Annotated in this window: 18 protein-coding genes; 4 read left to right on the forward strand and 14 right to left on the reverse strand. The window is 64.0% G+C overall.

Features of this window, described 5'->3' with window-relative positions; translation table 11 throughout:
* Nucleotides 1-53: 53 nt before the first annotated feature.
* The 7 genes from ftsH to KIH76_RS02050 all read right to left on the reverse strand — a co-directional run bounded on the left by ftsH (nucleotide 54) and on the right by KIH76_RS02050 (nucleotide 9,297).
* A complete protein-coding gene (ftsH, locus tag KIH76_RS02020) occupies nucleotides 54-2,123 on the reverse strand; it encodes an ATP-dependent zinc metalloprotease FtsH (protein WP_219069031.1) in 2,070 nt (689 codons plus the stop codon).
* Nucleotides 2,120-2,683 (reverse strand): hypoxanthine phosphoribosyltransferase, encoded by a 564-nt coding sequence (gene hpt, locus KIH76_RS02025; protein ID WP_214374221.1) that lies wholly within the window; start codon nucleotides 2,681-2,683, stop codon nucleotides 2,120-2,122. Before hpt ends, ftsH begins: the two co-directional genes overlap by 4 nt.
* The gene (tilS, locus tag KIH76_RS11510) at nucleotides 2,658-3,923 is read right to left on the reverse strand and encodes a tRNA lysidine(34) synthetase TilS (RefSeq protein ID WP_236036745.1); all 1,266 of its coding nucleotides are present in this window, start codon (nucleotides 3,921-3,923) and stop codon (nucleotides 2,658-2,660) included. The genes hpt and tilS overlap by 26 nt, the downstream gene beginning before the upstream one ends.
* Nucleotides 3,924-3,991: 68 nt before the next feature.
* On the reverse strand, nucleotides 3,992-5,491 hold the full coding sequence (locus tag KIH76_RS02035) for a D-alanyl-D-alanine carboxypeptidase/D-alanyl-D-alanine-endopeptidase (RefSeq protein ID WP_214374220.1): 1,500 nt from the start codon (nucleotides 5,489-5,491) through the stop codon (nucleotides 3,992-3,994).
* 18 nt (nucleotides 5,492-5,509) lie between these two features.
* A complete protein-coding gene (locus KIH76_RS02040; protein ID WP_214374219.1) occupies nucleotides 5,510-7,180 on the reverse strand; it encodes an ABC transporter permease in 1,671 nt (556 codons plus the stop codon).
* Nucleotides 7,177-8,268 (reverse strand): ABC transporter ATP-binding protein, encoded by a 1,092-nt coding sequence (locus KIH76_RS02045; protein ID WP_420829246.1) that lies wholly within the window; start codon nucleotides 8,266-8,268, stop codon nucleotides 7,177-7,179. The genes KIH76_RS02040 and KIH76_RS02045 overlap by 4 nt, the downstream gene beginning before the upstream one ends.
* Before the next feature lie 105 nt (nucleotides 8,269-8,373).
* Nucleotides 8,374-9,297 carry a glycosyltransferase family 2 protein gene (locus KIH76_RS02050; RefSeq protein WP_214374218.1) on the reverse strand — a complete coding sequence of 308 codons (924 nt, stop codon included), beginning with the start codon at nucleotides 9,295-9,297 and terminating at the stop codon, nucleotides 8,374-8,376.
* 104 nt (nucleotides 9,298-9,401) lie between these two features.
* Here KIH76_RS02050 and KIH76_RS02055 point away from each other — a divergent pair, with 104 nt between their 5' ends.
* The gene (locus KIH76_RS02055) at nucleotides 9,402-10,955 is read left to right on the forward strand and encodes an AI-2E family transporter (RefSeq protein ID WP_219069032.1); all 1,554 of its coding nucleotides are present in this window, start codon (nucleotides 9,402-9,404) and stop codon (nucleotides 10,953-10,955) included.
* On the forward strand, nucleotides 10,955-12,181 hold the full coding sequence (locus KIH76_RS02060) for a glycosyltransferase family 2 protein (protein WP_219069034.1): 1,227 nt from the start codon (nucleotides 10,955-10,957) through the stop codon (nucleotides 12,179-12,181). The genes KIH76_RS02055 and KIH76_RS02060 overlap by 1 nt, the downstream gene beginning before the upstream one ends.
* A gap of 86 nt (nucleotides 12,182-12,267) precedes the next feature.
* Here the strand turns inward: KIH76_RS02060 and KIH76_RS02065 are convergent, their stop codons facing one another.
* From KIH76_RS02065 to KIH76_RS02080, 3 genes are all read right to left on the reverse strand, one after another.
* Nucleotides 12,268-13,269, reverse strand: coding sequence for a hypothetical protein (locus tag KIH76_RS02065; protein WP_219069035.1), 1,002 nt, complete (start codon nucleotides 13,267-13,269; stop codon nucleotides 12,268-12,270).
* A 773-nt stretch (nucleotides 13,270-14,042) separates the two neighbouring features.
* Nucleotides 14,043-15,194 (reverse strand): lactaldehyde reductase, encoded by a 1,152-nt coding sequence (gene fucO, locus KIH76_RS02075; protein ID WP_219069039.1) that lies wholly within the window; start codon nucleotides 15,192-15,194, stop codon nucleotides 14,043-14,045.
* A gap of 445 nt (nucleotides 15,195-15,639) precedes the next feature.
* On the reverse strand, nucleotides 15,640-16,470 hold the full coding sequence (locus KIH76_RS02080; protein ID WP_214374213.1) for a sulfite exporter TauE/SafE family protein: 831 nt from the start codon (nucleotides 16,468-16,470) through the stop codon (nucleotides 15,640-15,642).
* A gap of 68 nt (nucleotides 16,471-16,538) precedes the next feature.
* Here KIH76_RS02080 and KIH76_RS02085 point away from each other — a divergent pair, with 68 nt between their 5' ends.
* Entirely contained in the window at nucleotides 16,539-17,309 is a 771-nt protein-coding gene (locus KIH76_RS02085; protein ID WP_214374212.1) for a type III pantothenate kinase, read from the forward strand.
* A gap of 217 nt (nucleotides 17,310-17,526) precedes the next feature.
* Here KIH76_RS02085 and KIH76_RS02090 read toward each other — a convergent pair whose 3' ends face one another.
* Together KIH76_RS02090 and KIH76_RS02095 are read right to left on the reverse strand one after the other, a co-directional pair.
* Nucleotides 17,527-18,906 carry an ABC transporter substrate-binding protein gene (locus tag KIH76_RS02090; protein ID WP_219069189.1) on the reverse strand — a complete coding sequence of 460 codons (1,380 nt, stop codon included), beginning with the start codon at nucleotides 18,904-18,906 and terminating at the stop codon, nucleotides 17,527-17,529.
* A 183-nt stretch (nucleotides 18,907-19,089) separates the two neighbouring features.
* Nucleotides 19,090-21,171, reverse strand: a complete 2,082-nt coding sequence (locus tag KIH76_RS02095; RefSeq protein ID WP_219069041.1) for a beta-galactosidase — start codon at nucleotides 21,169-21,171, stop codon at nucleotides 19,090-19,092.
* 226 nt (nucleotides 21,172-21,397) lie between these two features.
* Between KIH76_RS02095 and KIH76_RS02100 the strand changes: the two genes are divergently transcribed.
* Complete coding sequence (locus tag KIH76_RS02100) at nucleotides 21,398-22,387, forward strand: LacI family DNA-binding transcriptional regulator (RefSeq protein WP_219069190.1); 990 nt, start codon at nucleotides 21,398-21,400, stop codon at nucleotides 22,385-22,387.
* Here KIH76_RS02100 and KIH76_RS02105 read toward each other — a convergent pair.
* Nucleotides 22,384-23,118, reverse strand: coding sequence for a pseudouridine synthase (locus tag KIH76_RS02105; protein WP_219069043.1), 735 nt, complete (start codon nucleotides 23,116-23,118; stop codon nucleotides 22,384-22,386). The genes KIH76_RS02100 and KIH76_RS02105 overlap by 4 nt on opposite strands.
* A 337-nt stretch (nucleotides 23,119-23,455) precedes the next feature.
* On the reverse strand, nucleotides 23,456-25,348 hold the full coding sequence (glmS, locus tag KIH76_RS02110; protein WP_214374209.1) for a glutamine--fructose-6-phosphate transaminase (isomerizing): 1,893 nt from the start codon (nucleotides 25,346-25,348) through the stop codon (nucleotides 23,456-23,458).
* Nucleotides 25,349-25,441: the final 93 nt, after the last annotated feature.

The raw sequence follows: 25,441 nt of genomic DNA on the forward strand, positions 1-25,441 counted from the left end.
TGCGGCGTGCCGTCGATGCAGCACGCCGCAACTTCACTCATCTTGCCGTCGCCTCACTCGCCGGGCTTCATGCCGACCGAGCGCTTGAGCGACTCGGGGATCTCCACCGGCGGCAGATCCGAATCCGGCCGGCGGTCGTTCGACAGCCATACCGGGCGTTCCGGGGCCTTGCGGATCTTCGAGAAGATCTCGGCCAGTTCCTTCTCGTTGAGCGTCTCCTTGACGAGCAGCTGGCGCACGAGTTCGTCGAGCACGTCACGGTTCTCGTTGATGATCGTCCACGCCTCGTTATGCGCGGTCTCGACCAGCTTGAGCACCTCCTCGTCGATGATCTCGGCGGTCTGGTCGGAGTACTTGTGCGGGGCGAGTGCGTCGTAGTCGGCACCGTTGGTGTCCTCGCTACCCCACTTGATCGCGCCGAGCCGCTTCGAGAAGCCGTATTCGAGCACCATCGTGCGGGCGATGGCCGTGGCCTTCTCAATGTCGTTGGACGCGCCGGTGGTCGGGTCGTGGAACACGATCTCCTCGGCGGTGCGGCCGCCCATCGCGTACGCCATCTGGTCGAGCAGCTGGTTGCGGGTCTGCGAGTAGCGGTCGGAGGTCGGCATGACGGCCGTGTAGCCGAGCGCGCGGCCTCGCGGCAGGATCGTGACCTTGGTGACCGGGTCGGTGTTGTGCAGCGCGGCGGCGACGAGCGCGTGGCCGCCCTCGTGGTACGCGGTGTTGCGCAGCTCGTCGAGTGCCATGCCCTTGGACTTGCGCTTCGGACCGGCCTGGACGCGGTCGATGGCCTCGTCGATGGCGCGGTTGTCGATCAGCTGCGCGCCGGCGCGGGCGCACAGCAGCGCGGCCTCGTTGAGCACGTTCGCCAGATCGGCGCCGGTGAAGCCCGGCGTGCGCACGGCGACCATGTGCAGATCGACGTCCGGCACGAACGGCTTGCCCTTGGCGTGCACCTTGAGGATCTGCTCGCGGCCTTCGAGATCCGGGGCCTCGACGGCGACCTGACGGTCGAAACGGCCCGGGCGCAGCAGCGCGGGGTCGAGCACGTCGGGACGGTTGGTCGCGGCGATGATGATGAGGTTGGTGTCGTTGTCGAAACCGTCCATCTCGACGAGCAGCTGGTTCAGGGTCTGCTCGCGCTCGTCGTGGCCGCCGGAAATGCCGGAGCCGCGCTTGCGGCCGACGGCGTCGATCTCGTCGATGAAGATGATGGCAGGCGCGTTCTTCTTCGCCTCGTCGAACAGGTCACGCACACGGGAAGCGCCGAGGCCAACGAACATCTCCACGAAGTCGGAGCCGGCCATCGAATAGAACGGCACGCCCGCCTCGCCGGCGATGGCTCGCGCGAGCAGCGTCTTGCCGGTGCCCGGAGGGCCGTACAGCAGCACGCCGCGCGGGATGCGCGCGCCGAGCGCCTTGTACTTGGACGGGTCCTTGAGGAAGTCCTTGATCTCCTCGACTTCCTGCACGGCGGCGTCCTCGCCGGCCACGTCGGCGAACTTGGTGGTCGGGGTCTGGCCGTCGAGCAGCTTGCCGTTGTTCTTCTTGCCGCCCATGCCGAGCATGCCGCCGGCACCGCCCATGTTGCGCATGAGCAGCCACCAGCAGGCCACGATCAGGATGATCGGGAACAGCATGTTCGCCAGATAGCTGATGATGCCGCTCTGCTGCATGCTGGTGGTCCAGCCCTTCGACGGGTTGGCCTTGTTGATGAGCTGCACGACCTGGGCGCTCTGCGCGTACGCGTAGTAGAACTGGACGTTCTTGCCGTAGTTGCGCGTTTTGCCGGTGTCGGCGTCCTTCTTGACGAAGTCGTTGTTCAGCTCGAGCTTGATCTGCTGCGTGTTGTCGACGATCTCGGCGTACTTGATCTCGCCGGACTGCAGCAGCGAGATGCCGTCCTTCGTGTCGATGGTCTGCGAGCCGGAACCCGCGAAGATCTGGAACGAGACGACCGCGAGCACGACGAGCAGCACGCCCCACAGCCACGGCGACTGCCAGAACGGCTTCTTGCCGCCGTTGTTGCCCGCGTTGTTGTTACCGTTATTGCGGTTGAACGGGTTGCCGAACGGATTGTTGTTGCCCGGCCCCTGCTGCTGGGGGCCCTGGGGATAGCTCATGCGTTCACTCCTTGATACACTTCGGGCTTGAGCACCGCGATCGAGTCGAGATTGCGGTAGCGCTCGTCGTAGTCGAGGCCGAATCCGACGACGAATTCGTCGGGGATCTCATAGCCGCGGTATTTCACGTCGACGTCGACCTCGCGCCGCGCGGGCTTTTCCAGCAACGCGAAGATCTCGACGGAGGCCGCGCCGCGACGCTTGAGTTCGTCGACCAGCCATGCGAGCGTACGCCCGGAGTCAATGATATCTTCGACGATCAGGATGTGCCGGCCGCGAACATCGGTGGACAGATCCTGACGGATCGTCACGGTGCCACTCGACTTGGTGCCCGAGCCATAGCTGGACAGGCTCATGAAGTCGAGTTGGACGGGGATGCTCAGCGCTTGCGAGAACGCGGCAAGCGTATTGACCGCGCCTTTGAGCACGGCGACGAGCAGCAGGTCCTTGCCGCGGTATTCCTCGCTTACGCGGGCCGCGATCTCGTTGATCTTGCTGTCGATCTGTTCTTTGCTGACCAGTTCGTGGTCAATGTCATTCTGGACGTCGGCGATTCGCATGCGCACCATCTTGGCACACACGAATGACGTGTTTCTGACGGAAGGCTGAGTATCCTCTGGGAAGATTCACAGCCGACTGACCGTGCCAGTCGGCGATGAGACGGTCGATGGATTCGATCTGCGTGGCCGTGGCGGCGACGTTCGCGGCGCCCAGCGCGTGCGCGATGACACGCAGCCGGATGGCGGGGTGTTCGGACTGCAATGCGGCGACCGATAGTCTGACGGCATCTTCCGGTTCGGGATCGAGTACGGCCTGTGCAGCGGCGCGATCGGCTTGCATGTCGAGATAGTCCTTGTCCCGTCTCATGAGACGGGCGCCGTCCGCAAGATGCGAGACGACGTCGGAGCCGGTGAACTGCACCAGCAACGGCATCAGCCCGTGGCGAATCCGTGATCTGAGGGGAAGATTCGCGTCCGAAGAGGCCTTCACACCGTCATTTCGAGCGAACGCAGCCTTCACACCGTCATTTCGAGCGAACGCAGCCTTCACACTGTCATTTCGAGCGAACGCAGTGAGTCGAGAAATCTGTTCACTCGTTTCCTCCGAAAGATCTCTCCGCTCCGCTACGCTCCGGTCGAGATGACATCTCGCGAGGCCGTCCCCGTTGGTCGGGTCGTCCCACCATTGCAGTCCGAGATCCTCACATACGCCGGTGGTGTCTTCACGGGTCATGCACAACAGCGGCCGGGCGAACACGACATCTTCACGCACGAACCGTTCCGGCATGCCGGCGAGCGCGTCCACGCCGCCGGAACGCAGCAGTCCGATCAGCACCGTTTCCGCCTGGTCGTTCTTCGTGTGCGCGAGCAGCACCGCGGCCGCATCGGCATCTCGTGCCGTCTCGCAGATCGCCGCGTACCGTGCGTCTCGAGCCGCGGCCTCCGCTCCCCTGCCGTCGGCGCGCACCTGCACGCGGCGCACGGTCACCGGACCGAGGCCCAGGCCACGGCACCGGTCGGCGGCCCGCGCCGCGACCTCGGCCGAACCGTCCTGCATGCCGTGGTCGACGATCACCGCGCCGCAGCGCACGCCCAGACTCGCGCACACCGTGCCGGCCAATGCCGCCAACGCCATCGAATCGCGTCCGCCGGAGCACGCGACGAGGACGAGAGGCGCATCCGCGGCCGCCTCATGCTCGCCGTGCCGGGCGAACCGCTCGTCCTGCCGGTCGATGCCGATCCCGAGCAATGCCGCGCGCACCGCACCGATGCCGGCTTTCAGTCGTTTCGTGTACACCATGTTTTCCGCCTTTGCCCCGGGTGCCCGTCACGGACGGCGGCCGACTGCCGTTGCGCCCGACCGGGCCGTTAGAGTCGTGCCAGCCCGTCCACGAACACGTCGATCGCGTCCTTCGCCGCCGCCCAGTCGTCCGGCTGGTTGACGATCACCGAGAACGCGAGCGTGCCACCGCCGATGCGCGAGACGTTGCCGGTCATCGAGGTGACCTCGCTCAGGCTGCCGGTCTTGACGCGCAGCAGGCCAAGCGTGTCGTCGCTGACCGCACGGTTCGCGGCCGTACCGACGAGTCCGGGGATCGACAGTCCTTCGGCCGCCGCTGCCGCGCCGGACGCCGTGAGGTTGTGCGCCTGTACTTCGACGAGTGTCTTGACGCTCACCTTCGAGCCCGGCGATAGTCCCGAACAGTCGGCCATCGTCAGCCCGTCCGTGTCGATGCCGAGCGCGGCCAGCGCGGCGCGCACGGCCTTGGTCGCGCCTTGCGGCGTGTTGTTCTCTCCGGCGGCGAGTGCGGTGAGTCGGCCGAACTCCTCGGCGAGCGTGTTGTCGGAGTGGCGTAGCGTGAAGGCGAGGATTTCGGCGAGCGTGGCCGATTCGACGGATGCGATCGGCGCAAGTCCGTCGCTTGCCGTCGCCGGTTCCGTTTCGGCCACGTCGATGGTCGTATTGGAGACGGTGATGCCGTGCTCGGCGAGCCGCGCGGCGAATACGTTCGCCGCATCCGAGGCCGTGGTCTGGCTGAGGCGCGGGTATGCGCTGAAGATGTCGGGGTCGGCGGGCGCGCCGCCGTCCCATTGCCGGCCTCCGTCGATGGCGAGGGAGCTGACGCCCGTGTAGTACAGGTTGTCGGGATTGTTGTCGGCGATGTCGGACGGGTACCTCTCGGAGCCGAACAGGGAATCGTCGACCATCAGTGTCACCGAGCTGACGCCTTGCTTGCGCAGCGCCTGTGCCGTGCGCGCGGCGAGCGTGCCGAGCCCGGCCCGGCCGTTGACGTGATCGGGGTCGTTGTTCCCTGCGGACAGCAGCATGTCGCCGTTGCCGCGCAGGATCAGCGTGCCGGTGCCGCCGGAGTCATCGACGTCGGTCAGGTACACGTCGGTGGAGAGCGTCGATCCCATGTCGAGCGTGCTGGATGCGGCGAGCGCGGTGAGCGTTTTCATGGTGGAGGCCGGCTCTCTCGACGTGTCGGCCTCGTGTTGGGCGACGATCGTGCCGTCCGCGGCGGCGATCGCGACCGAATAATGGTCGCCGACGCCGCTGGTTTTGCCGAACGCGTCGATCAGCTGCTTCGCGGCGGCGGTGTCGATGGCGGCCGACGAATCCACGATACCTGCGATCATGCCGGCTGTACGCGAGGACAGTGCGGCCGGGATCGTCTTGCGTTCGACCGGCTGCAAGGTCAGTGGTCCGGCGATCAGATCGGTGACGTCGGCGATCACGTACGCGCAACATAGTGCGACGACGATCAGCGATGTGACGGTCACGCGAAGGATACGCCGTCGGCGGATCCTCACGATCGTGCGCGACCATTGCCGTTCACTGATGGTCGTTGCGGTTGCGACCGACACGTCACTCTCCTTGCCGATTTACTTCTGCAATGATGCGAACGAGTCGAGCGTATGCACGACCGACAACATCCGCGCGTCCAACAGCTTACCGCCGAGCCACGAACCGAGCGCGAGCGCGCCCACGCCGTTGAGCAGCGCGATCGGGATGAGTAGCCAGTAGATCGTGCCGAACGAGGTCGGGAAGACCGCGATCATGATAATCGCGGTGATGCCGGTCGGCAGCATGGCGAGGAAACTGCCGATCAGGTACACGAACGGGAAGAATCCCTGCGCGACCATGCGGCCCTGCGGCGAGGAGAACGGCTTGTCCATCGAGGCGACCGGATACATGAGCACGCACGACGTGATCTCGGCCAGTCCGAGTCCGCTGAACGCGACGCCGAGTCCGGCGGCGGCGAACGTCAGTCCGGTCACGAGGCCGCCCGGCCGCGCCCAGTCGCCGGTGATGACCGCGACTGCGACGAACAGTATGGCCATATAGACGACGATGATGGACGCGTAGACGCGCACGCGGCCGATGCGGTCGGTGAACCCGGGCACGCCGGCGATCACCTGCATGGTGAAACCACGGCCGTCGTAGGCCAAACCGTTGCTTTCGACGATCGCCATGCCCCAGCCGGACCAGATGAGCACCTGCCAGACGATGCCGCTGATGCCGTGCGCCTGCAGCGAGAAGATGACGAGGAAGAACACGGGCATGACGAACATCATGGCCTGCCGCGGGTCGCGTCTGAGATAGGTCAGCAGTCGGGCGGACACCGCGCCGGACGGCGAGTCGGGCATCCAGCCGAACGCGCCGATGCCCTTCGTTTTCACGGCCTTGTCCCCTGCGCCCACGGTGAGTCGTTCACGGCGAAGACACCACGTGCACACCATGAAACACAGTATCCAGGCAATCGCGAGGATCGCGATGCGTGCGAGCAACACCGGCCAGTCGCCGAGCATCGCGTCGTACGGCAGCTGGAACGGCGCACCGAACGGCGTCCATGCGACGAGGGACGCGACCAGCGCGACGCCGTCGAGGCTGAACCCGTCCGCCGCGCCGGAATTGAGCACGATGCTCGGAATCTGCATGAGACTGACGAACAGCATGACGATGACGATATAGAACACGCCGGTGCCGCGTTTCGACGTGACGAGTACGGTCGACAGCGACAGCAGCATCTTCGACACGCTCATCATCGTGAGGACGGCAATCGGAGCTGCGGCAAGCGCGACGATGACGATGGCGGGGCCGAACATGCGGAAGGCCATGGCCCATAGCATGAGCGAGAGCAGGCCGGTGATCGCGGGCGTGCCGGTCAGGCCGGACAAGAGCAGTCCGAATTGCAGTTCGCGGTCGGGAATGCCGTAGAGCGCGAACTTGCGCGGGCTCATCGTGGAGCCTTCGCCGATCAGCATGATCTGGAACAGGCCGACCGCGAGCGTGAGGAACGCGCCGACCAGCACGACGACCGAGTTGACGACGCCGGACGGGCCGAGGATGTTGACCGGCGGGAAGCCGGGGGCTTGGGACGGGACGAACGGCGGCAGGTCGCCGATGAACCATGCCATCACGGCGACGCCGACAACCGTGCCGGCCGCCATCACGAGCGCGATCGCATAGCCGATGGTTTGCCATACGGATTTGCGCAGCGTCGCCCAAGTGAGCGCCCAGCGCATGCGCACGAGCGTGAGCGCGGCGGTCATCGCGTCTCTCCCGCGTTACAACCGTTGCCATTCGTCTCCTCATGGCCACGTTCGACGGAATGCTCGTTTTCATTGTCATTTCGAGCGGAGCGAAGCGAAGTCGAGAAATCTTGCGCGCCCACAACCTGATCAGATCTCTCCGCTTCGCTACGCTCCGGTCGAGATGACACAGCATCGACGCTCGACGGTACCACCGTATTCGCGCCGCCGTCGAGCCAGCTCAGGTGCGCGGCCTCGTGCCGGCCGCCGACCAGTTGCAGGAACCGGTCCTCCAGATCCTCGCCGGCCGCGACCTCGTCCACGGTGCCGGCCGCGCACACCTGACCGTTGTTGATCACGGCCACATGCGTGCACATCTTCTCCACCAATGCCATGACATGCGAGGAGATGACGACCGTGCCGCCGGTCTTGGCGTATTCGATGAGGATGTCCTTGAGATTCGCGCTGGAGACCGGGTCGACCGATTCGAACGGCTCGTCGAGTACCAGGATGCGCGGGCTGTGGATCATCGCGGAGGCGAGGCAAATCTTCTTGGTCATGCCGGCCGAATAGTCGGTGACCATCGTGTTCGCGGCCTGCGTGAGATCGAACGCGGCGAGCAGGTCGTTCGCGCGGCGCACCGATTCGGCGCGTCCCATGCCGCGCAGCATGCCCGAGTAGACGAGCAGCTGCAGGCCGGTGAGCCGGTCGAAGATCTGGTCGGGCTGCGGCATCACGCCGATCATGCGTTTGGCCGTGTTCACGTCGCGCCACACATCGTGGCCAAGGATCATCGCCAGACCCGCGTCGGGCACGAGCAGACCGGTCACCATGTTGAGCGTCGTGGTCTTGCCCGCGCCGTTGGGGCCGACGAGTCCGTAGAACGAGCCGACCGGAATGTCGAGCGACAGGCCGTTGACGGCGATCTTCTGATCGAATCGCTTGCACAGGCCGCGGATCGACATGGCCGCCGCCGGATTCGGCGGGACCGGCTGCGGTGGATACGGATATGACGGATACGGTTGCGCGAACTGCGACGGTACTGTCTGCGTCTGCTGCGTTGCCGCCGTCATGGGCGTCCCGGCCGGAACCCCCATCGGCTGCGGCATCGTCGGTTGAGTCGGAAATCCAACATTCCCCTGCGTGTTGTCTACACTCATGCATCCAACTCTAGCCGAGCAAGCCGCAACACGCCGTCATACCGCAGACCGATGCTACTCGTGCTTTTCGTCGTACTCCTCGTCGGTGGGCGTCTCGTCGTACAGTTCATGGCCCTGCTTCTCGGCGATCTTCATCTGCTCGTTGATCCACGCCGCCTCGGCCGGGTTGATGTCCGCCGTGTTGAGCACCTTCTGCCACACCGGGTAGAACAGGTGCATCGCCGGGTACATGGCCGTGAACAGGATCTCCGGCTTGTGCTTGCGCCAATGCTGCGGATGCGCGTCGAACGTGTTCTTGAAACGGCGCATGTAGTTGAGGAACGAGCCGAACGACGTGTCCATGCGCCGCGCGCTCATGCCCGCGATCATGCGGGGCGAATACACGGTCTTGAGCCCCTTGCCGATCAGATGCAGCGACAGGTCGATGTCCTCATGCATCACGTCCGACTTGTCGCGGCACACCTCGCCCGCGATCTGCCGCCACGCGCTCGAGCGCACCGCCATGTTCGAGCCGAACAGCAGCGGCTGACCGCCGTCCGCACGGTAGATGCGCTTGCGGATCGAATTGTCGCCCTTCAGGCCGAAATGCCGCGACGGCATGTCATAGTACATCACCGGACCGGTCGCGCCCATCGCCTCCGGGTCCTCGGTGAAGATGCCCGACACGACCTCCACCCAATCGGGCTTGATCATGCAGTCCGCGTCGAAACGGCCCAACACGTCACCCGTGGCCGCGTTCAGACCGAAATTGCGCGTCGGGATCAGCCCCTGCTCCTCGTTCTGATGCAGCAGCTTGATCGGCGCCTCCGGGTGTTCGGCCATGAACCGTTCCACGATCGCGCACGTGTCGTCGGTCGACCGATTGTCGACGACGATCACCTCATACGGCATCACCGTCTGCCGGACCGTGTTCAGCAGACAGTCGGCGATGCGCTCGGATTCGTTCCACGCGGGAATGACGATCGAAACATTCAGCATATCTTCAGCATACAAACGCCGCACGAACACCCGCATCATCCGCACGGACGAGATCACCGCAACCTCCCCGCCGAAATGACCGCCCGCCGTTAGAATAGGGAGCCATGACTGGACAGGATGACCAAAGAATCGATTTCGCGTCGGTGTTCCCGGCGAAGGGGGACTCGCGCAGACCGCCGGACTGGTGGGGCCGCGGACTCCTCTACGCCGTGATCGCCGTGTTCCTCGCCTACTTCGTCTGGAACTCGTGGGCGAAGATCGACTACATCGTACTCGATCTGGTCATCTCGATCTTCATCGCGCTCGCCATCGAACCGATGGTGCTCATCATGATCCGCCACGGCTGGAAGCGCGGCGTCGCGTCCGCGGTCAGCCTGGTCGGTCTTGCGGTGATCATCTGCGCGTTGTTCGCGTTGTTCGGTTCGATGTTCGTTCAGCAGGTGATCTCGATGGTCAAGGGCATTCCCGCCCTCTACGACCAGATCGTCGCGCTCGTCAACCAGTACTCGTCGTTCAAGATGCCCGAGATCGACGCGCTCGGCGGCGAGATCGTCAAGAACCTGCAGACCTCGTGGGTGGCGAACTTCGCCGGCCAGGCCGTGAGCACCACGATGGGCCTGTTCAGCGCGCTGCTCGACCTGATGACCATCGTGATGGTCACGTACTACATTTCCGCGGCGGGCCCGAAGATGCGCCGCAGCATGTGCCAGTGGCTCGGCGACAGCCAGCAGCGCCGCTTCCTGCTTGCGTGGACGATCGTGCAGGACCAGATCTCCGGCTTCCTGTTCTCCCGTTCGATCCTCGCACTCATCAACGCGACGTGCACCGCGATCTTCCTCGAGATCATCCACGTGCCGTACTGGCTGCCGCTCGCCCTGTTCTGCGGCATCGTATCGCAGTTCATTCCGACGGTCGGCACGTATATCGGCGGCGCGCTGCCGGTCGTGTTCGCATGGGGGTCGAACGGCGTGCTGTATGCGGTGGGCGTGCTCGTGTTCATCACCGTCTACCAGCAGTTCGAGAACCTCATCCTGTCTCCGAAGATCTCGCAGCGCACGATGGATCTGAACCCGGCGATCGCGTTCCTCGCGGTGCTCGTGTTCGGTTCGGTGTTCGGCGCGCTCGGCGCATTCCTCGCGCTGCCGATCACCGCGAGCCTGCAGGCGATCTTCAAGGTGTACACGAAACGCTACGAGCTGGTCGATTCGCCGTTGCTGTATGACCCGGACACGGTGAAGAAGTCGAAGGTGGTCGAAGGCGCGGAGGCGATCGGAGAGCACGTGTTCAAGCCGGTCACCGACCATATGCCGCGCGCGGCGAAGGGGTCGAGCGCGCGCGTGCCGATCGACGAGGAGCTGCGCCATCTGACCGAGCAGGTATATCGGATGCCGACGTCGGAGCAGTTGGACGATTCGGAGACGATGGCGATCCCGAAGGGCGTGCTCGGCAAGTGGGACGAGACGCGGCACGGCGGATTGGCAGGACTGAACGGCACCGACGATACGGACGGCAAGATGGCAGACACGTCCGACGACGATACGACGGCGGCCGGCGCAACCGGCACGACCGACGGCAACGCCGATCACGACGCGGCCGACCGCACGCAGGACGCCACGCGCACCCCATCCGACGACAATCCAAGAAGCAGGTGGCGCTGATGGCCCTGTTATCCATCCTCGACATCCTCATGTACATCGTCGGCACGGTCGGCATCGGATACCAGGCGATCTGCGTGGTCATCTCGCTGGTCTCCAAGCCGATCACGTTCCCCGACGCGCCGATGGACCGGCACTACGCCGTCCTCATCTCCGCACGCAACGAGGAGAGCGTCATCGGCAACCTCATCGGTGACATCCAGACGCAAACGTATCCGAACCGGCTCATCGACATCTGGCTCGTCGCCGACAACTGCGACGACCACACCGCCGATCTGGCCCGTTCCAAGGGCTGCCACGTGATCGAACGCTTCAACAAGGAGCTGGTCGGCAAGGGCTACGCACTCACCTACCTGCTCGACCAGATGAACGAGACCGGCGCAAGCGACAAGTACGACGCGTTCTTCGTGTTCGACGCCGACAACCGGCTCGCCCCGAACTACTTCGAGGAAATGAACAAGGCGTTCCAGTCCGGGTTCAGGATCCTGACCAGCTACCGCAACTCGGTCAACCTGTCCGACAACTGGGTATCGTCCGGCTCAGCACTGTGGTTCATCCGCGAATCGCGCTTCCTGTCCGCCTCGCGCATGCGCCTGGGCACCAGCTGCCACGTGGGCGGCACCGGATTCATGTTCTCCAAGGAGGTCATGCAGCGCAACAAAGGCTGGAAATTCCACCTGCTGACCGAGGACCTCGAATTCACGATGGACTCGGTGCTGCACGGCGACCGCATCGGCTACTGCGGCACCGCGATGCTGTACGACGAACAGCCGGTCACCTTCCAGCAAAGCTGGCGGCAGCGGCTTCGCTGGAGCAAGGGGTTCCTGCAGGTGTTCCGCTACTACGGCCCGGCGCTCATCAAACGCGCGGTGCGCGAACGCGACTTCTCGGCCGTGGACTTCACACTGCTGCTGTGCCCGTTCACCGTGCTGGCGATCGCCCGAATGATCCTGGGATGGCTGTTCGCCGCGTGCGGATTCGTGACATGGCAGAGCCAGGTCGCCTCGCTCGGCGGATGGGCGTCCAGCATCGTGACCGCCGTGGTGACGATGATGGCGCTCGCCGCGCTCACGATCATCGTGGAACGCGACCATATCGGCGCGACAAACAAGGAGCTGCTCGCCTATGTGCTGAGCTTCCCGATCTACATGCTGAGCTATGTGCCGATCTCGTTCCAGGCGATCTTCGCCAAGGCCCAGTGGAAGCCGATCGCGCATAAAGGCGCATGAGACGCGACGGCTAGGAGCAGGGAGCCGATCAGGGTAAGTCGGATGTGCCGGCACGGCGGGGTCGCGCGAGTCAATGCGCATGGTCGTCATTCGCCGTCCCTGACGATTTCCGGATCGGAGGCGTCCGCGCTTGCGGTGAACCCTCCCGTATACCACGAATCCCACGCCGGCGTCTGCGTCGAATGACGCATCGCGTCCCGCGCGGCCTTGACGGTGAACTTGTCGCCGTCGATGCGCGTGATCTGCGCGATCTCGTAGTGGATATTCAGTCCCTCATTCCGCATGCCGGTGATGAATGCCGATACGAGCGAGGCGAACCGGTCACGATCGGTGACGGTTGTCGGGGAGATGTAGATTTCCGCGCTGCCGACGAAATACGAGGCGAGATCGTCGGCTGCAACGGACGGCGACAACTCCCATTGGGTCTCATTCTTCGGACCGGTGGGATCGCTGATCTGATAAACGCAGTCGAGATCGGGATGCGCCGCAAGGAACCGTTCGATTCGCGCCGTGAGATGGCTGTTGTAATCGTCCTTGCGCAACGCGGTGAAATACGTGTCCGCGACGTACGGCTCGGAACCGTCCCTGTCCACATAGTCCACTTCGAATACCTCGCCCTGCAGCGACCCGGACGTGGGCGTCACGTTGATCCACCATGTCGGGTCGAGCAGTTCCGGTCTATGGAATCCTTCGGATGCCTGGAATTTCACGCCGTACCGTTCCGACATCCCGTCAAGCAGCGTCTCCGCCAACGTGACCAGACGGAACAGCTGCACGTCACTCCAGCCCGCTTCCATGCCAGCGACGCCCGCATCCCGTTCCTGACGATCGTTTAGCAGCGCCTTCGCTATCGTGATCTGCCGCGCGGTGGGTTTGGCCTCCATGTCGTATCTTTGCTTCGCATATGGCGGCCAATCCGAAAACGTTTCGTTTCCGGTGCCGTCGACATCCGACCCGCTCGCGCCCGTATCGGCATGATGCGCGAACCATGATGGAGCGGCGCATCCGCAAACTGCGGTGATGATGGCCGCGATCGTCGCCAATGCCGCCACGTATGCCGCCCATCGGCGGTTTCCTGCCCGGCTCATTGATATTCCCCGTCTCCGTTGACGCTCCGATATCCTCAATTACCAATGTTCGACTTCCAGATATATAGTAGCCGGAAACGTGCAATTGGGCGAGAAGCGTAACCGAAAAACATACATATGAAAGTCATCATCGACCAACAAATCAGCAATGCAATGCTGGTTATATACAAATATAAAAGCAGCAAAACAATATCAAGCAAAATAAAGAATACGGAAAACTTAAGAACGATAAAAGCGTTTCGCATGGTTGAGGAGTATATGACATCGGAGCTAACGTGTTCGACATCATACTCCACAAGCGATCTTCGTTCCCAATACCGATGCGTCACTCCGATCGAAGCCACCGCCGAGCATGCAAGAACGATGCAGACAATAACTGGAAGATGACGATACGGCGAATCTCCTAATATGCCATCAAGCCAACGAAAGACGATGCAAGCCAGCACAACGCAGAAGGAAACGGAGGCAGGGCTCGGTCCGACCGTTTTACCCCATGAACCCTTATCGGAATAAAATACATGAGTTTTTGTCTGGTAATACAGGACAGGGGACATGGATGACCCATAGTCAATCGCGCCTATGGGCACGAAATCAGCATACTTGGATTCACCCATTTCAATCATCGTTTTCAGGAGAATTTTGGTATTCCGTCTTCGGATTCGCCGTTTGGTACGTTTCCGGAGAAACCATCAGACCGTTTTTCCACGGAAACAATGATGGGGCGGAACCGATCACGGTTTTGCCCCATCATGCGTCTCATCCGATCACGGACGTCACATCAGCGACTTGTAGATCGCGAGGATGTCCTCTTCGGTGGCCTTGCGCGGGTTGCCCGGCGTGCACACGTCGTTGAACGCATCGTGCGCGAGCGGCTCAAGGTCGGCCTCGGTGGCGCCGACCTCGGAGATCGTGGTCGGGTTCTTGAGATCGACGGTCAGCTTGTGGACGGCCTGCACGGCCTCTTCGCGCACCGTCTCGAGGTCTCCGGTGTACGCGTCGGCCACGCCGAACGCGTCGGCGATGTCGCGGTACTTCTCACCGGTGAAGTCCTTGTTGTACTCCATGACCGGGGCCAGCAGGATGCCGTTGGCCACGCCGTGCGCGACGCCCAGACGGCCGCCCAGCGGATGCGCCATGCCGTGCACGAGGCCGAGGCCGACGTTCGAGTAGGCCATGCCGGTGATGTAGGAGGCGTACGCCATCTGTTCGCCGGCCGGAATGTCGCCGTCGGCGGACTTGGCGAGGTTCTTGGCGATCATGCGGATGGTCTGCATCGACAGGCAGTCCGACAGGCTCCACGCGCCCGGCGTGATGTAGCCTTCGATCGCGTGGGTCAGGGCGTCGAGGCCGGTGGCGACCTTGAGGCCGCGCGGCATGGAGTCCGTGAGATCAGGGTCGACGAACGCGACGATCGGGATGTCATGCGGGTCGACGGCGACGAACTTGCGCTTGTTCGCGGTGTCGGTGATGACGTAGTTGATGGTCGTCTCGGAGGCGGTTCCGGCGGTGGTCGGCACACCGAAAATCGGCACGGACGGGTTCTTCGTGTCCGCGACGCCTTCGAGCGAGAGCACATCGGCGAACTCCGGGTTGGCGGTGATGATGCCGATGCCCTTGCAGGTGTCCTGCGGCGAGCCGCCGCCCAGACCGATCAGGAAGTCGGCGCCGGACTCGGCGAACTTCTTCACGCCGTCCTGGATGCATTCGACCGGCGGGTTCGGCTTGACGTTGGAGAACACCTCATACGGCATGCCGGCCTCGTCGAGCACCTTGGTGACCTTCTCGGCGGTGCCGGTCTCCAGCAGCACCGGATCGGTGACGATGAACGCCTTGGTGAAGCCGTGCGACTTCGCGACGGCCGGGATCTCCTTGATGGCGCCGCGGCCGAAATACGCGGTCTGATTGAAAATCATGCGATAGACCATACTGGTTCTCCTTCGAAACAGCGATGCGACTGCGCAACCATGCGCCGTGCCGCACCCTTGTCGGTTACAACGCCTCCCATCCTACCCTCATCGATGTGATTTCGCTGGAAACCACGTCACAACACGCCGACGACATCCCATCATCCACGGCTACATGTCTCTTCCGGACTCTTCCCGGGCATACTGCCGTTCTAGGCCTCCAAACCGACCGTAAGCCCGGGAAGGAGCAATCCAGCCCCAAGCATACGCCCACTCTTCCCGGGCATACTGCCGCTTTGAACCTCCAAACCGACCGTAAGCCCGGGAACTTAACCCAACTACCCGGGCATACGGCCGGTTTACACACCGAAAACGGCCGTAAGCCCGGGAAACCAACCCAACCACCCGGGCTTACGGCCGGTTTGAACCCTCGAACCGGCCGTATGCCCGGGAAGGGACCTTGCGATCAGGAGCCGGCGCGCACGGATCGTGTGACCCTGAGCGCGGAGATCGTGCTGCGCACGGCGAGGAACGCGAGCCACGCGGCGAACAGCAGCGATCCGGCGCGCGGGGTGAGCCAGCCGGCCATCATCGTGCCGAGCGGCGCGGTCACCACAGCGCAACAGCCGATGATCAGCCCACTCTTCAGATGTACGATCCGCCGTTTCCAGTTCGCCGCCGTGCCGGAGATCGCACCGGGGAACATCACCAGCAGCGACGTGCCACGCGCCATCAGGTCGCTCGCGCCGAACAGGAACGAAAGCGCCGGCATCATGATCGCCCCTCCCCCGATGCCGAGCACGCCGGCGAGCGCACCCGTCACCACGCCGAGCAGCACGAGGAACACGCCCGACCACACGTGCAGCACGAGATGCCCTTCGCGCGGCGGCGTGAACGTGACCTGCTGGATGATCACGAACACGAGGAACGCCACCCAGACCCATCGCAGCACGACTTCGGGCAAGCGGCTGAGCAACAATGATCCAAGCTGGCTGCCTGCGATCACGCCAAGGGCGAGCAGGGCCGCGGCCAGCCAGTTCACGTTGCCTTCCGTGGCATAGGAGATCACGCCGGAGATTGACGTGGGCACGATGGCCGCGAGCGAGGTCGCCGCCGCGTGTCGTTGGCTCAGACCGAGCCAGACGAGCGCGGGCACGATGATCGTGCCGCCGCCGATGCCGAACAGGCCGGACAGCAGTCCGCACGCGAGTCCGGTGGCCACGAGCACGAGCACGCCGCGCCGATCCAATCGCGCGGCCGCAGGTTCCTCCACAACAGGTTTTTCGTCGTCGTTCACATGCGTCACCCTACCGCACCGACTACACTGAATATCCAGCGCATTCCACTCGGCAGAAGGGAAATCTCATGCTTGTCGCGGTCGACATCGGCAACACCAACATCGTGCTCGGTTTTCTGGATCGCGGCGACATCGTGGGCACGTACCGCATCACCACGAAGGCGAACCACACGTCGGACGAGTACGGCCTGATGATCATGCAGTTCCTCGAGCTGAGCGGGTTCTCGCCCGACGACGTGGACGACGTGATCATCTGTTCGGTGGTGCCGAAAGTGATGCATTCGTTCCGCGCGAGCATGATCAAGTTCCTCGACGTCGATCCGATGGTGGTCGGCCCCGGTGTCAAGACCGGCATCAACATTCGCATCGACGATCCGAAGTCGCTCGGCGCGGACATGCTGGCGGATTCGGTCGGCGCGTACGTGACGTACGGCGGGCCGGTGCTGGTGGTCGATTTCGGCACGGCGACGACGTTCGACTACGTGGATGCGAAGGGCACGATCACGGCCGGCATCATCACGACCGGCATCCGTACGGCCGCCGCGGCCTTGTGGGGTGAGACGGCACAGCTGCCGGAGGTGGAGATCACGCGGCCGAATTCGATTCTGGCGACGAACACGCGCACCGCGATGCAGGCCGGTCTGTATTACAACTTCCTAGGCGGCACGGAGCGCACGATCCGACAGTTCCACGAGGAGATCGGTGAGGATTTCCAAGTGGTGGCGACCGGCGGGCTCGGCCGCGTGCTCGAGAACGACACGCAGCTGATCGACGTGTACGACCCGGACCTGATCTTCAAGGGCATGGCCGCGATCTACGAGCGCAATACCGCACGGTAGCAGAAATAGGTAAACACCGTCATACAGACCGGGAGTAAGAGAATCCGTCATTTCGACCGAACGTAACAAGATCCCTGTCATTTCGACCGAGCGTGAGCGAGCGGAGAAATCTCCCGCCGATCAACGGGTGTGAAGATTTCTCGACTCGGCTTCGCCTCGCTCGAAATGACATTGCTCCGACGAAATGCACGCGAACTCGCACGACACCTGGACAATCTCACTTGATCGTGAAGCCCTGGTTGAAACCGTATTCCTTGAGATCCTTCTGCCATGAGGTGATGCCGTCGAGCAGCGTGATGCGCTTGCCCGGGTGCTTGGGCAGCGTGAGCGGCTTGCCATTGGGTTTGGTCTCGCCGGCCTCGATGCGGTCCTTGATGCTTTCGTATTGGTATTTGGCCGCAGACCAGTCGTACGCCTTGCCGACGGTCGCGCTGAAATCGTTGCGCGCGTAGACTTCGAACGGCAGGTACTGGTAGCCGGTCGTCACGTTTTCGGCCGCTTCGGAAAGCACCTTGTTGTACTGTTGGCCGCCGAAATACGCGATGTCGATGTTGCGCGAGTCACGCACGGTGGTCTTGTTGGCGAAGTCCGCGTCGGCGAGCGTGGCCTTGTCTGCGGGGAACGAGCCGCCATCGATGCGCGTGGCGATGCCGGCCGCATTGTGGCACACGTAGTCCACGAACCGGAACGCGGCGTCCGGTTTGCGGGTCGACTGCAGTACGCTCAGCGCCGATCCGCCGTTTTCCGAAGTGGCTTCGCGCCCGTCTTCGGTCGGCATCTGCGAGACGCGCCACAGTCCGGCGCCGCCCGGCACGTCCGACAGCAACAGCGACGGCATCCACGCGCCGGAGAACACCGAGGCGACCGTGCCGGCGCCGAGCTTCTTCTTCCAGCCGTCCGACCATGTCTTGCTGGTCGTGTCGACCAGTCCCTCGTTGATCATCTTCTGCCAGAATTCAGTGAACGTGCGCGTGCCGTCGTCGCCGGTCAGGTCGACGGTCACGGTCTTGCCGTCCGATGACGTGTGGAACGGGCGGCCGCCGGCCAACCAGATCATCGCGTTGTAGAAGCTCGCATCACCCGAGTCGGCAGCGATGTACACGTCGATCGCCTTGAGTTTCTTCGCGGCCTCGTAATAGTCGTCCCAGGTGCGGATCTTCGCGGCGTCCACGCCGGCCTGTTCGAACACGTCCTTGTTGTAGAAGAACGCCATCGGGCCGGAGTCCATAGGCAGGCCGTACGTGCGGCCGCCGAGCTGGACGGAACCCCACGAACCGGGCGTGTAGAAGTCGCCGTAGCCGCCCACGCGGTCGGTGATGTCGAGCAGCTGGCTGCTGACCGCGTACTGCGGCAGCGCGAAGTATTCGAGCTGGGCGACGTCGGGCAGACCGTAGCCGTCCTGGATGGCGCTGTTGAGGTTCTCGTAGCCGCTCGTGTCCCTGATGGTGACGCGGATGTCGGGATTGGCCGCCTCGAACGCCTCGGCCAGGGCTTTCATGCTCGGTTCCCACGACCAGACGACGATTTCGGTGCGCGTGTCGCGTTGGCCACATGCGGCGACGGCAAGCAGACAGACGACGGACAGGATCGCGGCCATGATGCGTGTCATTGGTCCTTGCGTCCGTCCGGTCAACCGTCGTGCAGTCATGCCGCCGCTCCCCTGATTCGAGATGTCGATGTCCGTATCGAGTGTACACACCGAGTCATAAGACGGCATAAGAAAACGGCTCTTCTCACGGTATACCCGCAAGAAGAGCCGCTGATCAGTAGCGTTACTGGGCTACCGCTTGACGATGGCGACGCCGTTCGGGTCGATCGTCACCGTGCCGTCGTCGCCGGTGTGCGCGAGCGACGCGACGACGACCTCGCCGTCGGCCGGCACGCTCACCGGGTGGTGCGTGCGGTTGAACAGGAAGTGGAACGTGACGTCGCCGGCCTCGTTCGTGCGCTCGACGCGCAGCACGTCGCCCGCGCCCGCCTCGCCGGACGCCACGTCGACACCCATCGCCTCGAGCAGCTCGGGCAGGCTCTTCGCCAGGCCCTCGCGGCCGAGTCGGCAGCCGACGTACGCGGCCTTGCCGTCGCCGTACTCGTTGACGGTGATCGCCGGCACGCCGTTCATGCCGACCCACGGTTCGGACTTGTACGTCTCGAGCACGCGGGCGGAGTCAGCGGTGGAGGTGATCACGTCGGCGAAGTCGTGCGCGACCGCGCCGTTGGTCAGCTCGAGGTGGTCGAGCGCGCCCTCGAAGTCAGTGCCCATCGGCGCGAACTCCTCGATGCGCACGCCCACCACGTCGCGGATCGAACCGGGGTAGCCGCCGAGCCAGATGTGGTCCTTCTCGTCGGAGATGCCGGTGTAGTAAGTCACGAACAGCTTGCCACCCTTGGCGACGTAGTCGCGCACGCGGCGGGTGTTGGACTCGTCGAGCAGGTACACGCTCGGCAGCACGGCGGCCTCGTAGGTGTCCCAGTCGGAGCGGATCGGCACCACGTCGGCGGTGACGCCCAGATCGGCGAGCGCGCGGAACCATGCGAGCGGCTCGGTCCAGTGGCGCACCTGCTGGGTCGGGGTGGCGGTGTGTTCGGTGGCCCATTCGGACTCGTAGTCGAACACGACGGCCACGCGCGACTTGGCGAGCGTGGTGTCGAGCACGCCCGCGTCGGCCAGGCGCTGCAGGTCCTCGCCGAGTTCGCACACGTCGCGGAAGTCCTGGCTGTCCTCGCCCGCGTGCGGCACCATCGCGGTGTGGAACTTCTCGGCGCCGGCCTTGGACTGCCGCCACTGGAAGTAGCAGATCGCGTTCGCGCCCATCGACAGGTGCACGAGGGCGTCGCGCACGAGCTGGCCCGGCTCCTTGCGGTAGTTGATCGGACGCCAGTTGACGGCGCCGGTGGAGTTCTCCATGAGGAACCACGGGTTCTTGCGGGCGATGCCGTCGGTCAGGGAGGCCGAGTAGGCCATCTCGTCGAGGTGGGATTCGCCGGGCGTGAAGTAATGGTCGTTGGAGACGAAGTCGACTTCCGCGCCCCAGTCGTCGTAGTCGAGGCCGGTGCCGCCGGCGGAGACCATGAAGTTGGTGGTGAGCGGCCGGCCGGGGGTGAGTTCCTCGAGCAGGTCGCGCTCGGCGATGTAGAACGCCTTGAGCGCGTCGGAGCTGAAGCGCTTCCAGTCGAGCAGCTTGCCCGGGTTCATGAAGTTGCCGTCGCCGATGAAGCGCGGCGGGACGATCTCGGAGAAGTCGTTCATGTGCTGCGCCCAGAAGGCGGTGCCCCACGCGTCGTTGACGGCGTCGATGGTGCCGTAGCGATCCTTGCACCAGTCCTGGAAGGCGCGCTCGGCGTCCTCGGAGTAGTCGAAGCGGTTGTGGCAGCCGTACTCGTTGCTCACGTGCCATGCGACGACGTACGGGTTGTCCTTGTAGTGTTCGGCCATTGCGCGGCACAGCTTGAGCGCGTACTCGCGGAAGACCGGGCTGGTCGGACGCCAGTGCTGGCGCGCGCCCGGCTGGCACACGTCGCCGCGGTAGTCCTGCCACAGCACCTCGGGATGGGCCTGGGTGAGCCACATCGGCGGCGAGGCGGTGGCGGAGGCGAGGTCGACGGCGATGCCGGCCTTGCCGAGCTTGTCGATGATGCGGTCAAGCCAGTCGAAGTCGAACACGCCTTCGCGCGGCTCGATCTTCGCCCAGCTGAAGATGCCGACGGAGACGAGGTTCACGCCGGCCTTGGTCATCAGGCGGATGTCGTCGTCCCAGACCTCTTCCGGCCACTGGTCGGGGTTGTAGTCGCCGCCGTACCAGATGCGGGCCGTCTGGCCCTCAAGCGGTTGCGGCCAGCGAAACGCTCTGCGCTGCGTCATTGCTGTCCTTTCATCATTGTTCGGAACACGAATGTTTGCGTTATCATTCCTTTCGCACTGCCATCATATCGCACCCCTAGCCACGCGCCACGCCGTACGGAACAAATCATCGCAAATTCTTTTACAGATCCGCCAAAATGCCTCACCGCCCGTCATCATCCCGTATAATGGCAACGAAAACATCGCCGTTCGGAAGTGAATCATGAACCGTCCATCCACGATATCCATGCAAGACGTCGCCATCGAAGCCGGCGTCTCCCCGCAGACCGTCTCCCGCGTCGCCAACGGCAGCACCGCCGTCAAGGCTGCGACCCGAGAGAAGGTCGAGGCGGCCATGCGCAAGCTCGGCTACCGGCCGAACTACGCGGCGCGCGCGTTGAAGCACGGCCGGTTCAAGGACATCGGCGTGGTCATGTTCAACATGAGCGCATACGGCAACGTGCGCATCCTCAACGCGATCTCCACCGCCGCCAACGAGCACGGCTACGCGATCACGATGCTCACGATCGGGCAGGGCCGCGAACGCACGCTGCGCGCGGCGGTCGACCGCGTCAAGCAGCTGCCGGTCGACGGCGTGATCGTCGTCATGGAGGAGCAGACGGCCGATTTCCTGACCTTCGAGCCGCCGGCCGAACTGCCCGTGGTCATCATCTCGGAGAAGCCGACCGACCACTGCCCCACCGTCGACGCCGACCAGTACGGCTGTTCCGAGGCCGTGGTCGACTATCTGACCGGCAAGGGGCATCGCACGGTGTATCACATCGCGGGACCGTCAACGTCGGTCGCGGCCGAGAACCGCGAGGACGGCTGGCGGCGGGCGCTGCAGCAACGCGGACTGCCGGTGCCGCCGGTGTATATAGGCGATTGGGAGGCCGACAGCGGCTATCAGGCCGGGCTGGCGCTCGCGCACGAGCGGGACTGCACGGCGGTGTACGCGGCGAACGACCAGATGGCGTACGGCGCGATGCTCGGGTTGCGCGCGGCCGGCAAGCTCGTGCCCGAGGACGTGAGCGTGATCGGCGTGGACGATTCGCTGATCGGCACGGTGCCGCGGCTGGAATTGACGACAATGCGGCTGGATTTCGACGGGATCGGCCGCGAGGCGTTCTCGATGGTGACCCGCCAGTGCGAGGGAGAGACGCTGCCCACCGGCGTCAAGCATGCCATCCCCGCCACCTTGATCGAACGAGCTTCTGTGCGCGATCTCAACGCCTAGCCCAGCGGGATGCGGGAGACGAAGGTGCGCGGTTCGTGGGTGACGGGGTCGATGAACGACAGCCGACGGGCGACGAGCTCGAGCGGCCGGCTGAAGTCGTCATAGGCGCGTTCGATGATGCGCGGATAGAAGTCGTCGCCGACGATCGGCAGTCCGAGCGAGTTCATATGGACGCGCAGCTGATGCGTTTTACCGGTGCGCGGATGCAACGTATAGGCACGAATATTCCGTTTTTCGACGGCACCAGCGTCACCCAGTTTGATCACCGTCTCGGCATTGACCTCGCCCGGCTCCTCGTACGCCTGCAATATCCCGCGTTGCTTGACGATGCGCGAGCGCCGCAGCAGCGGAAACACGCGCGGCGACTCGAGCAACGCGACCGTCCCGTACCGAGGCCTGCGAATCGGCGCGGCCGGCGCTAGACACTCGTACACCTTGGTCGTGCGCCGTTCCTGAAACAGCATCTGATACGCCCCGCGCAACGCCGGGTCACGTACGAACACCACCACACCGGCCGTAAGCCGGTCCAACCGGTGTGCCGGCACAATATCCGACTCGCCATACCGCTCGCGCAATCGGATCAACGCCGTCTCGCGATACCACATGCCGCGCGGCGTGGTCGCCAGAAAATGCGGCTTGTCAATGACGATGATCCCCGCATCCTCATACAGCACATCAACATCAAACGGAATCCGCGGCTCGTCCGTCACCCAGCGATGCCGTTGCGTCATCTTACCTGCTCACCCGCACTTTCCACAGTTCCAGCGGTGACCGGGAGTGGTCGGGGCATGCATTGCCCGACACGCTCCGGGCCGCTCGGCCGAGTCATACGGTCGGTCAACGCATGCCCCGACCACTCCCTCAGCGATACGCAACGTTACGTTTGCCAGCCGTATTTACAGACAGATAAAACGTGACATTCCAACGCAACGAGGTGTCGGCCGGCATGCATGTTGCTCGACCGTATGACTTGGCCGAGCGGCCCGGAGCGTGTCGAGCGACATGCATGCCGGTCGACACCGGCCAACGCCGGAACTATCTCACCGCCAGAACCGTTATAACGAACCGCTACTCGACCGTGACGGACTTGGCGAGGTTGCGCGGCTTGTCGACGTCGTAGCCCTTGAGCTTGGCCATGTCCATCGCGAACAGCTGCAGCGGTACCACGTCGACGAGCGGGCTCATCAACGTCGGGCACTGCGGTCGCCAGAACACGACGTCCGCGTAACGCTCCACATCCGGATCGCCCTCCTCGGCCACGGCGATGATGAACGCGCCGCGCGCCTTGACCTCCTCGATGCCGGAGATCACCTTCGCGTGCAGCACGTTGCGGCCGCGTTCGGGCGGCACGATGAACACGATCGGCTCGCCTTCGTCCACGAGCGCGATCGGGCCGTGCTTAAGCTCGCCGGCCGCGAACCCTTCCGTGAACGTGTACGCGATCTCCTTGAGTTTCAGCGCGCCTTCCATCGCCACCGGGTAGCCGACGTGGCGGCCGAGGAACAGGAACGACTTCGCGTTCACCATCTGCTCGGCGGCTTTCTGCACGGCCTTGGTCTGCGTGTCGAGGATCCACTGGATCTTGCGCGGCATGGCCTTGAGCGCGTCGAGCGTGGCGTGGATCTCGTCGCGGAACATCGCGCCCTTGACCTGCGCGAGGTACAGGCCGAGCACGTAGGCGGCGGTGATCTGCGCGACGAACGCCTTGGTGGAGGCGACGGCGACTTCGGGGCCGGCGTGCGTGTAGAGCACGGCGTCGGATTCGCGCGGGATGGACGCGCCCTGCGTGTTGCAGATCGCGAGCACCTTGGAACCCTGTTCGCGGGCGTGGCGCAGGGCCATGAGCGTGTCCATCGTCTCACCGGACTGCGAGATCGCGACGACGAGCGTGCGCGGGGTCAGGATCGGGTCGCGGTAGCGGAACTCGTGCGCGAGCTCGACCTCGACCGGGATGCGCACCCAGTGTTCGATCGCGTACTTGGCGACCATGCCGGCGTATGCCGCGGTGCCGCACGCGATGACGATGATCTTGTCGATCGCCTTGAAGTCATGCTCCTCGATGCGCACCTCGTCGAGGTTCAGGTCGCCGTGCTTGTCGAGACGGCCGAGCAGCGTGCGCTGGACGGCGGCCGGATCCTCGTGGATCTCCTTGTCCATGAACGAGTCCCAGCCGCCTTTTTCGGCCGCGGACGCATCCCAGTCGACGGTGTACGTCTTCGGATCGTCGATCACGTTGCCGTCGAAATCGGTGACGATCACCTTGGCGGCGGAGACGCACACGGCCTGGTCCTGGTCGACTTCGAGCGCGCGCTTCGTGTACGCGACGAACGCGGCCACGTCGGAGCCGAGGAAGTTCTCGCCGTCGCCAAGTCCGACGACGAGCGGCGAATCGTGGCGTGCGCCGACGACGATGTCCGGCTGGCGGCAGTCGGTGGCGAGGATCGTGAACGCGCCTTCGAGCATGCGCGCCAGACGGCGCACGGCCTTGAACAGGTCGGGCTTGCCGTCCTCCGCGATGATCGCATCCACGATCTTGCCGAGCAGTTTCGCGGCGACCTCGGTGTCGGTGCTCGACGCGAACCGGTAGCCTTCGGCCTGCAGATCGAGGCGCAGCTGGGAGGCGTTTTCGATGATGCCGTTGTGGATGATCGCGACCTTGCCGTCCGCGCTGGTATGCGGGTGCGCGTTCACGTCGGACGGTTCGCCGTTGGTGGCCCAGCGCGTGTGCCCGATGCCGACCGTGGCGAGCGGCATCGGATTGCGTTCGATGTCCTCGACGAGGTTGGCGAGGCGGCCGGCCTTCTTGCGCACGGCGACCTGCTCCATGCCGGGGGCGCTCAGGGCCACGCCAGCCGAATCATATCCGCGGTATTCGAGGCGCTTCAAGCCCTGCAAGCACACTTCCAAGGGCTTGCCGCACGCGGTTTCAACGTTTCCTGCATATCCAACGATTCCACACATAGCCCACTACCCTACCGGACGCATGTTGCAACGCGAAACCGCAACCCGCGACCATGCCCGTATTCTTCACGCGGGATGGGTCCGATCGCCACT

Source organism: Bifidobacterium simiiventris (genome assembly GCF_019331715.1).
In the GTDB taxonomy this organism is placed as follows: Bacteria; Actinomycetota; Actinomycetes; order Actinomycetales; family Bifidobacteriaceae; genus Bifidobacterium; species Bifidobacterium simiiventris.

What these genes read in the sequence shown, in the direction of transcription:
- ftsH (WP_219069031.1), bottom strand. Translation starts at nt 2,123, where the DNA reads ATGAGCTATCCCCAGGGCCCCCAGCAGCAGGGGCCGGGCAACAACAAT.
- hpt (WP_214374221.1), bottom strand. Translation starts at nt 2,683, where the DNA reads ATGCGAATCGCCGACGTCCAGAATGACATTGACCACGAACTGGTCAGC.
- tilS (WP_236036745.1), bottom strand. Translation starts at nt 3,923, where the DNA reads ATGGTGTACACGAAACGACTGAAAGCCGGCATCGGTGCGGTGCGCGCG.
- KIH76_RS02040 (WP_214374219.1), bottom strand. Translation starts at nt 7,180, where the DNA reads ATGACCGCCGCGCTCACGCTCGTGCGCATGCGCTGGGCGCTCACTTGG.
- KIH76_RS02045 (WP_420829246.1), bottom strand. Translation starts at nt 8,268, where the DNA reads ATGCCGCAGCCGATGGGGGTTCCGGCCGGGACGCCCATGACGGCGGCA.
- KIH76_RS02050 (WP_214374218.1), bottom strand. Translation starts at nt 9,297, where the DNA reads ATGCTGAATGTTTCGATCGTCATTCCCGCGTGGAACGAATCCGAGCGC.
- KIH76_RS02055 (WP_219069032.1), top strand. Translation starts at nt 9,402, where the DNA reads ATGACTGGACAGGATGACCAAAGAATCGATTTCGCGTCGGTGTTCCCG.
- KIH76_RS02060 (WP_219069034.1), top strand. Translation starts at nt 10,955, where the DNA reads ATGGCCCTGTTATCCATCCTCGACATCCTCATGTACATCGTCGGCACG.
- KIH76_RS02065 (WP_219069035.1), bottom strand. Translation starts at nt 13,269, where the DNA reads ATGAGCCGGGCAGGAAACCGCCGATGGGCGGCATACGTGGCGGCATTG.
- fucO (WP_219069039.1), bottom strand. Translation starts at nt 15,194, where the DNA reads ATGGTCTATCGCATGATTTTCAATCAGACCGCGTATTTCGGCCGCGGC.
- KIH76_RS02085 (WP_214374212.1), top strand. Translation starts at nt 16,539, where the DNA reads ATGCTTGTCGCGGTCGACATCGGCAACACCAACATCGTGCTCGGTTTT.
- KIH76_RS02090 (WP_219069189.1), bottom strand. Translation starts at nt 18,906, where the DNA reads ATGGCCGCGATCCTGTCCGTCGTCTGTCTGCTTGCCGTCGCCGCATGT.
- KIH76_RS02095 (WP_219069041.1), bottom strand. Translation starts at nt 21,171, where the DNA reads ATGACGCAGCGCAGAGCGTTTCGCTGGCCGCAACCGCTTGAGGGCCAG.
- KIH76_RS02100 (WP_219069190.1), top strand. Translation starts at nt 21,398, where the DNA reads ATGCAAGACGTCGCCATCGAAGCCGGCGTCTCCCCGCAGACCGTCTCC.
- KIH76_RS02105 (WP_219069043.1), bottom strand. Translation starts at nt 23,118, where the DNA reads ATGACGCAACGGCATCGCTGGGTGACGGACGAGCCGCGGATTCCGTTT.
- glmS (WP_214374209.1), bottom strand. Translation starts at nt 25,348, where the DNA reads ATGTGTGGAATCGTTGGATATGCAGGAAACGTTGAAACCGCGTGCGGC.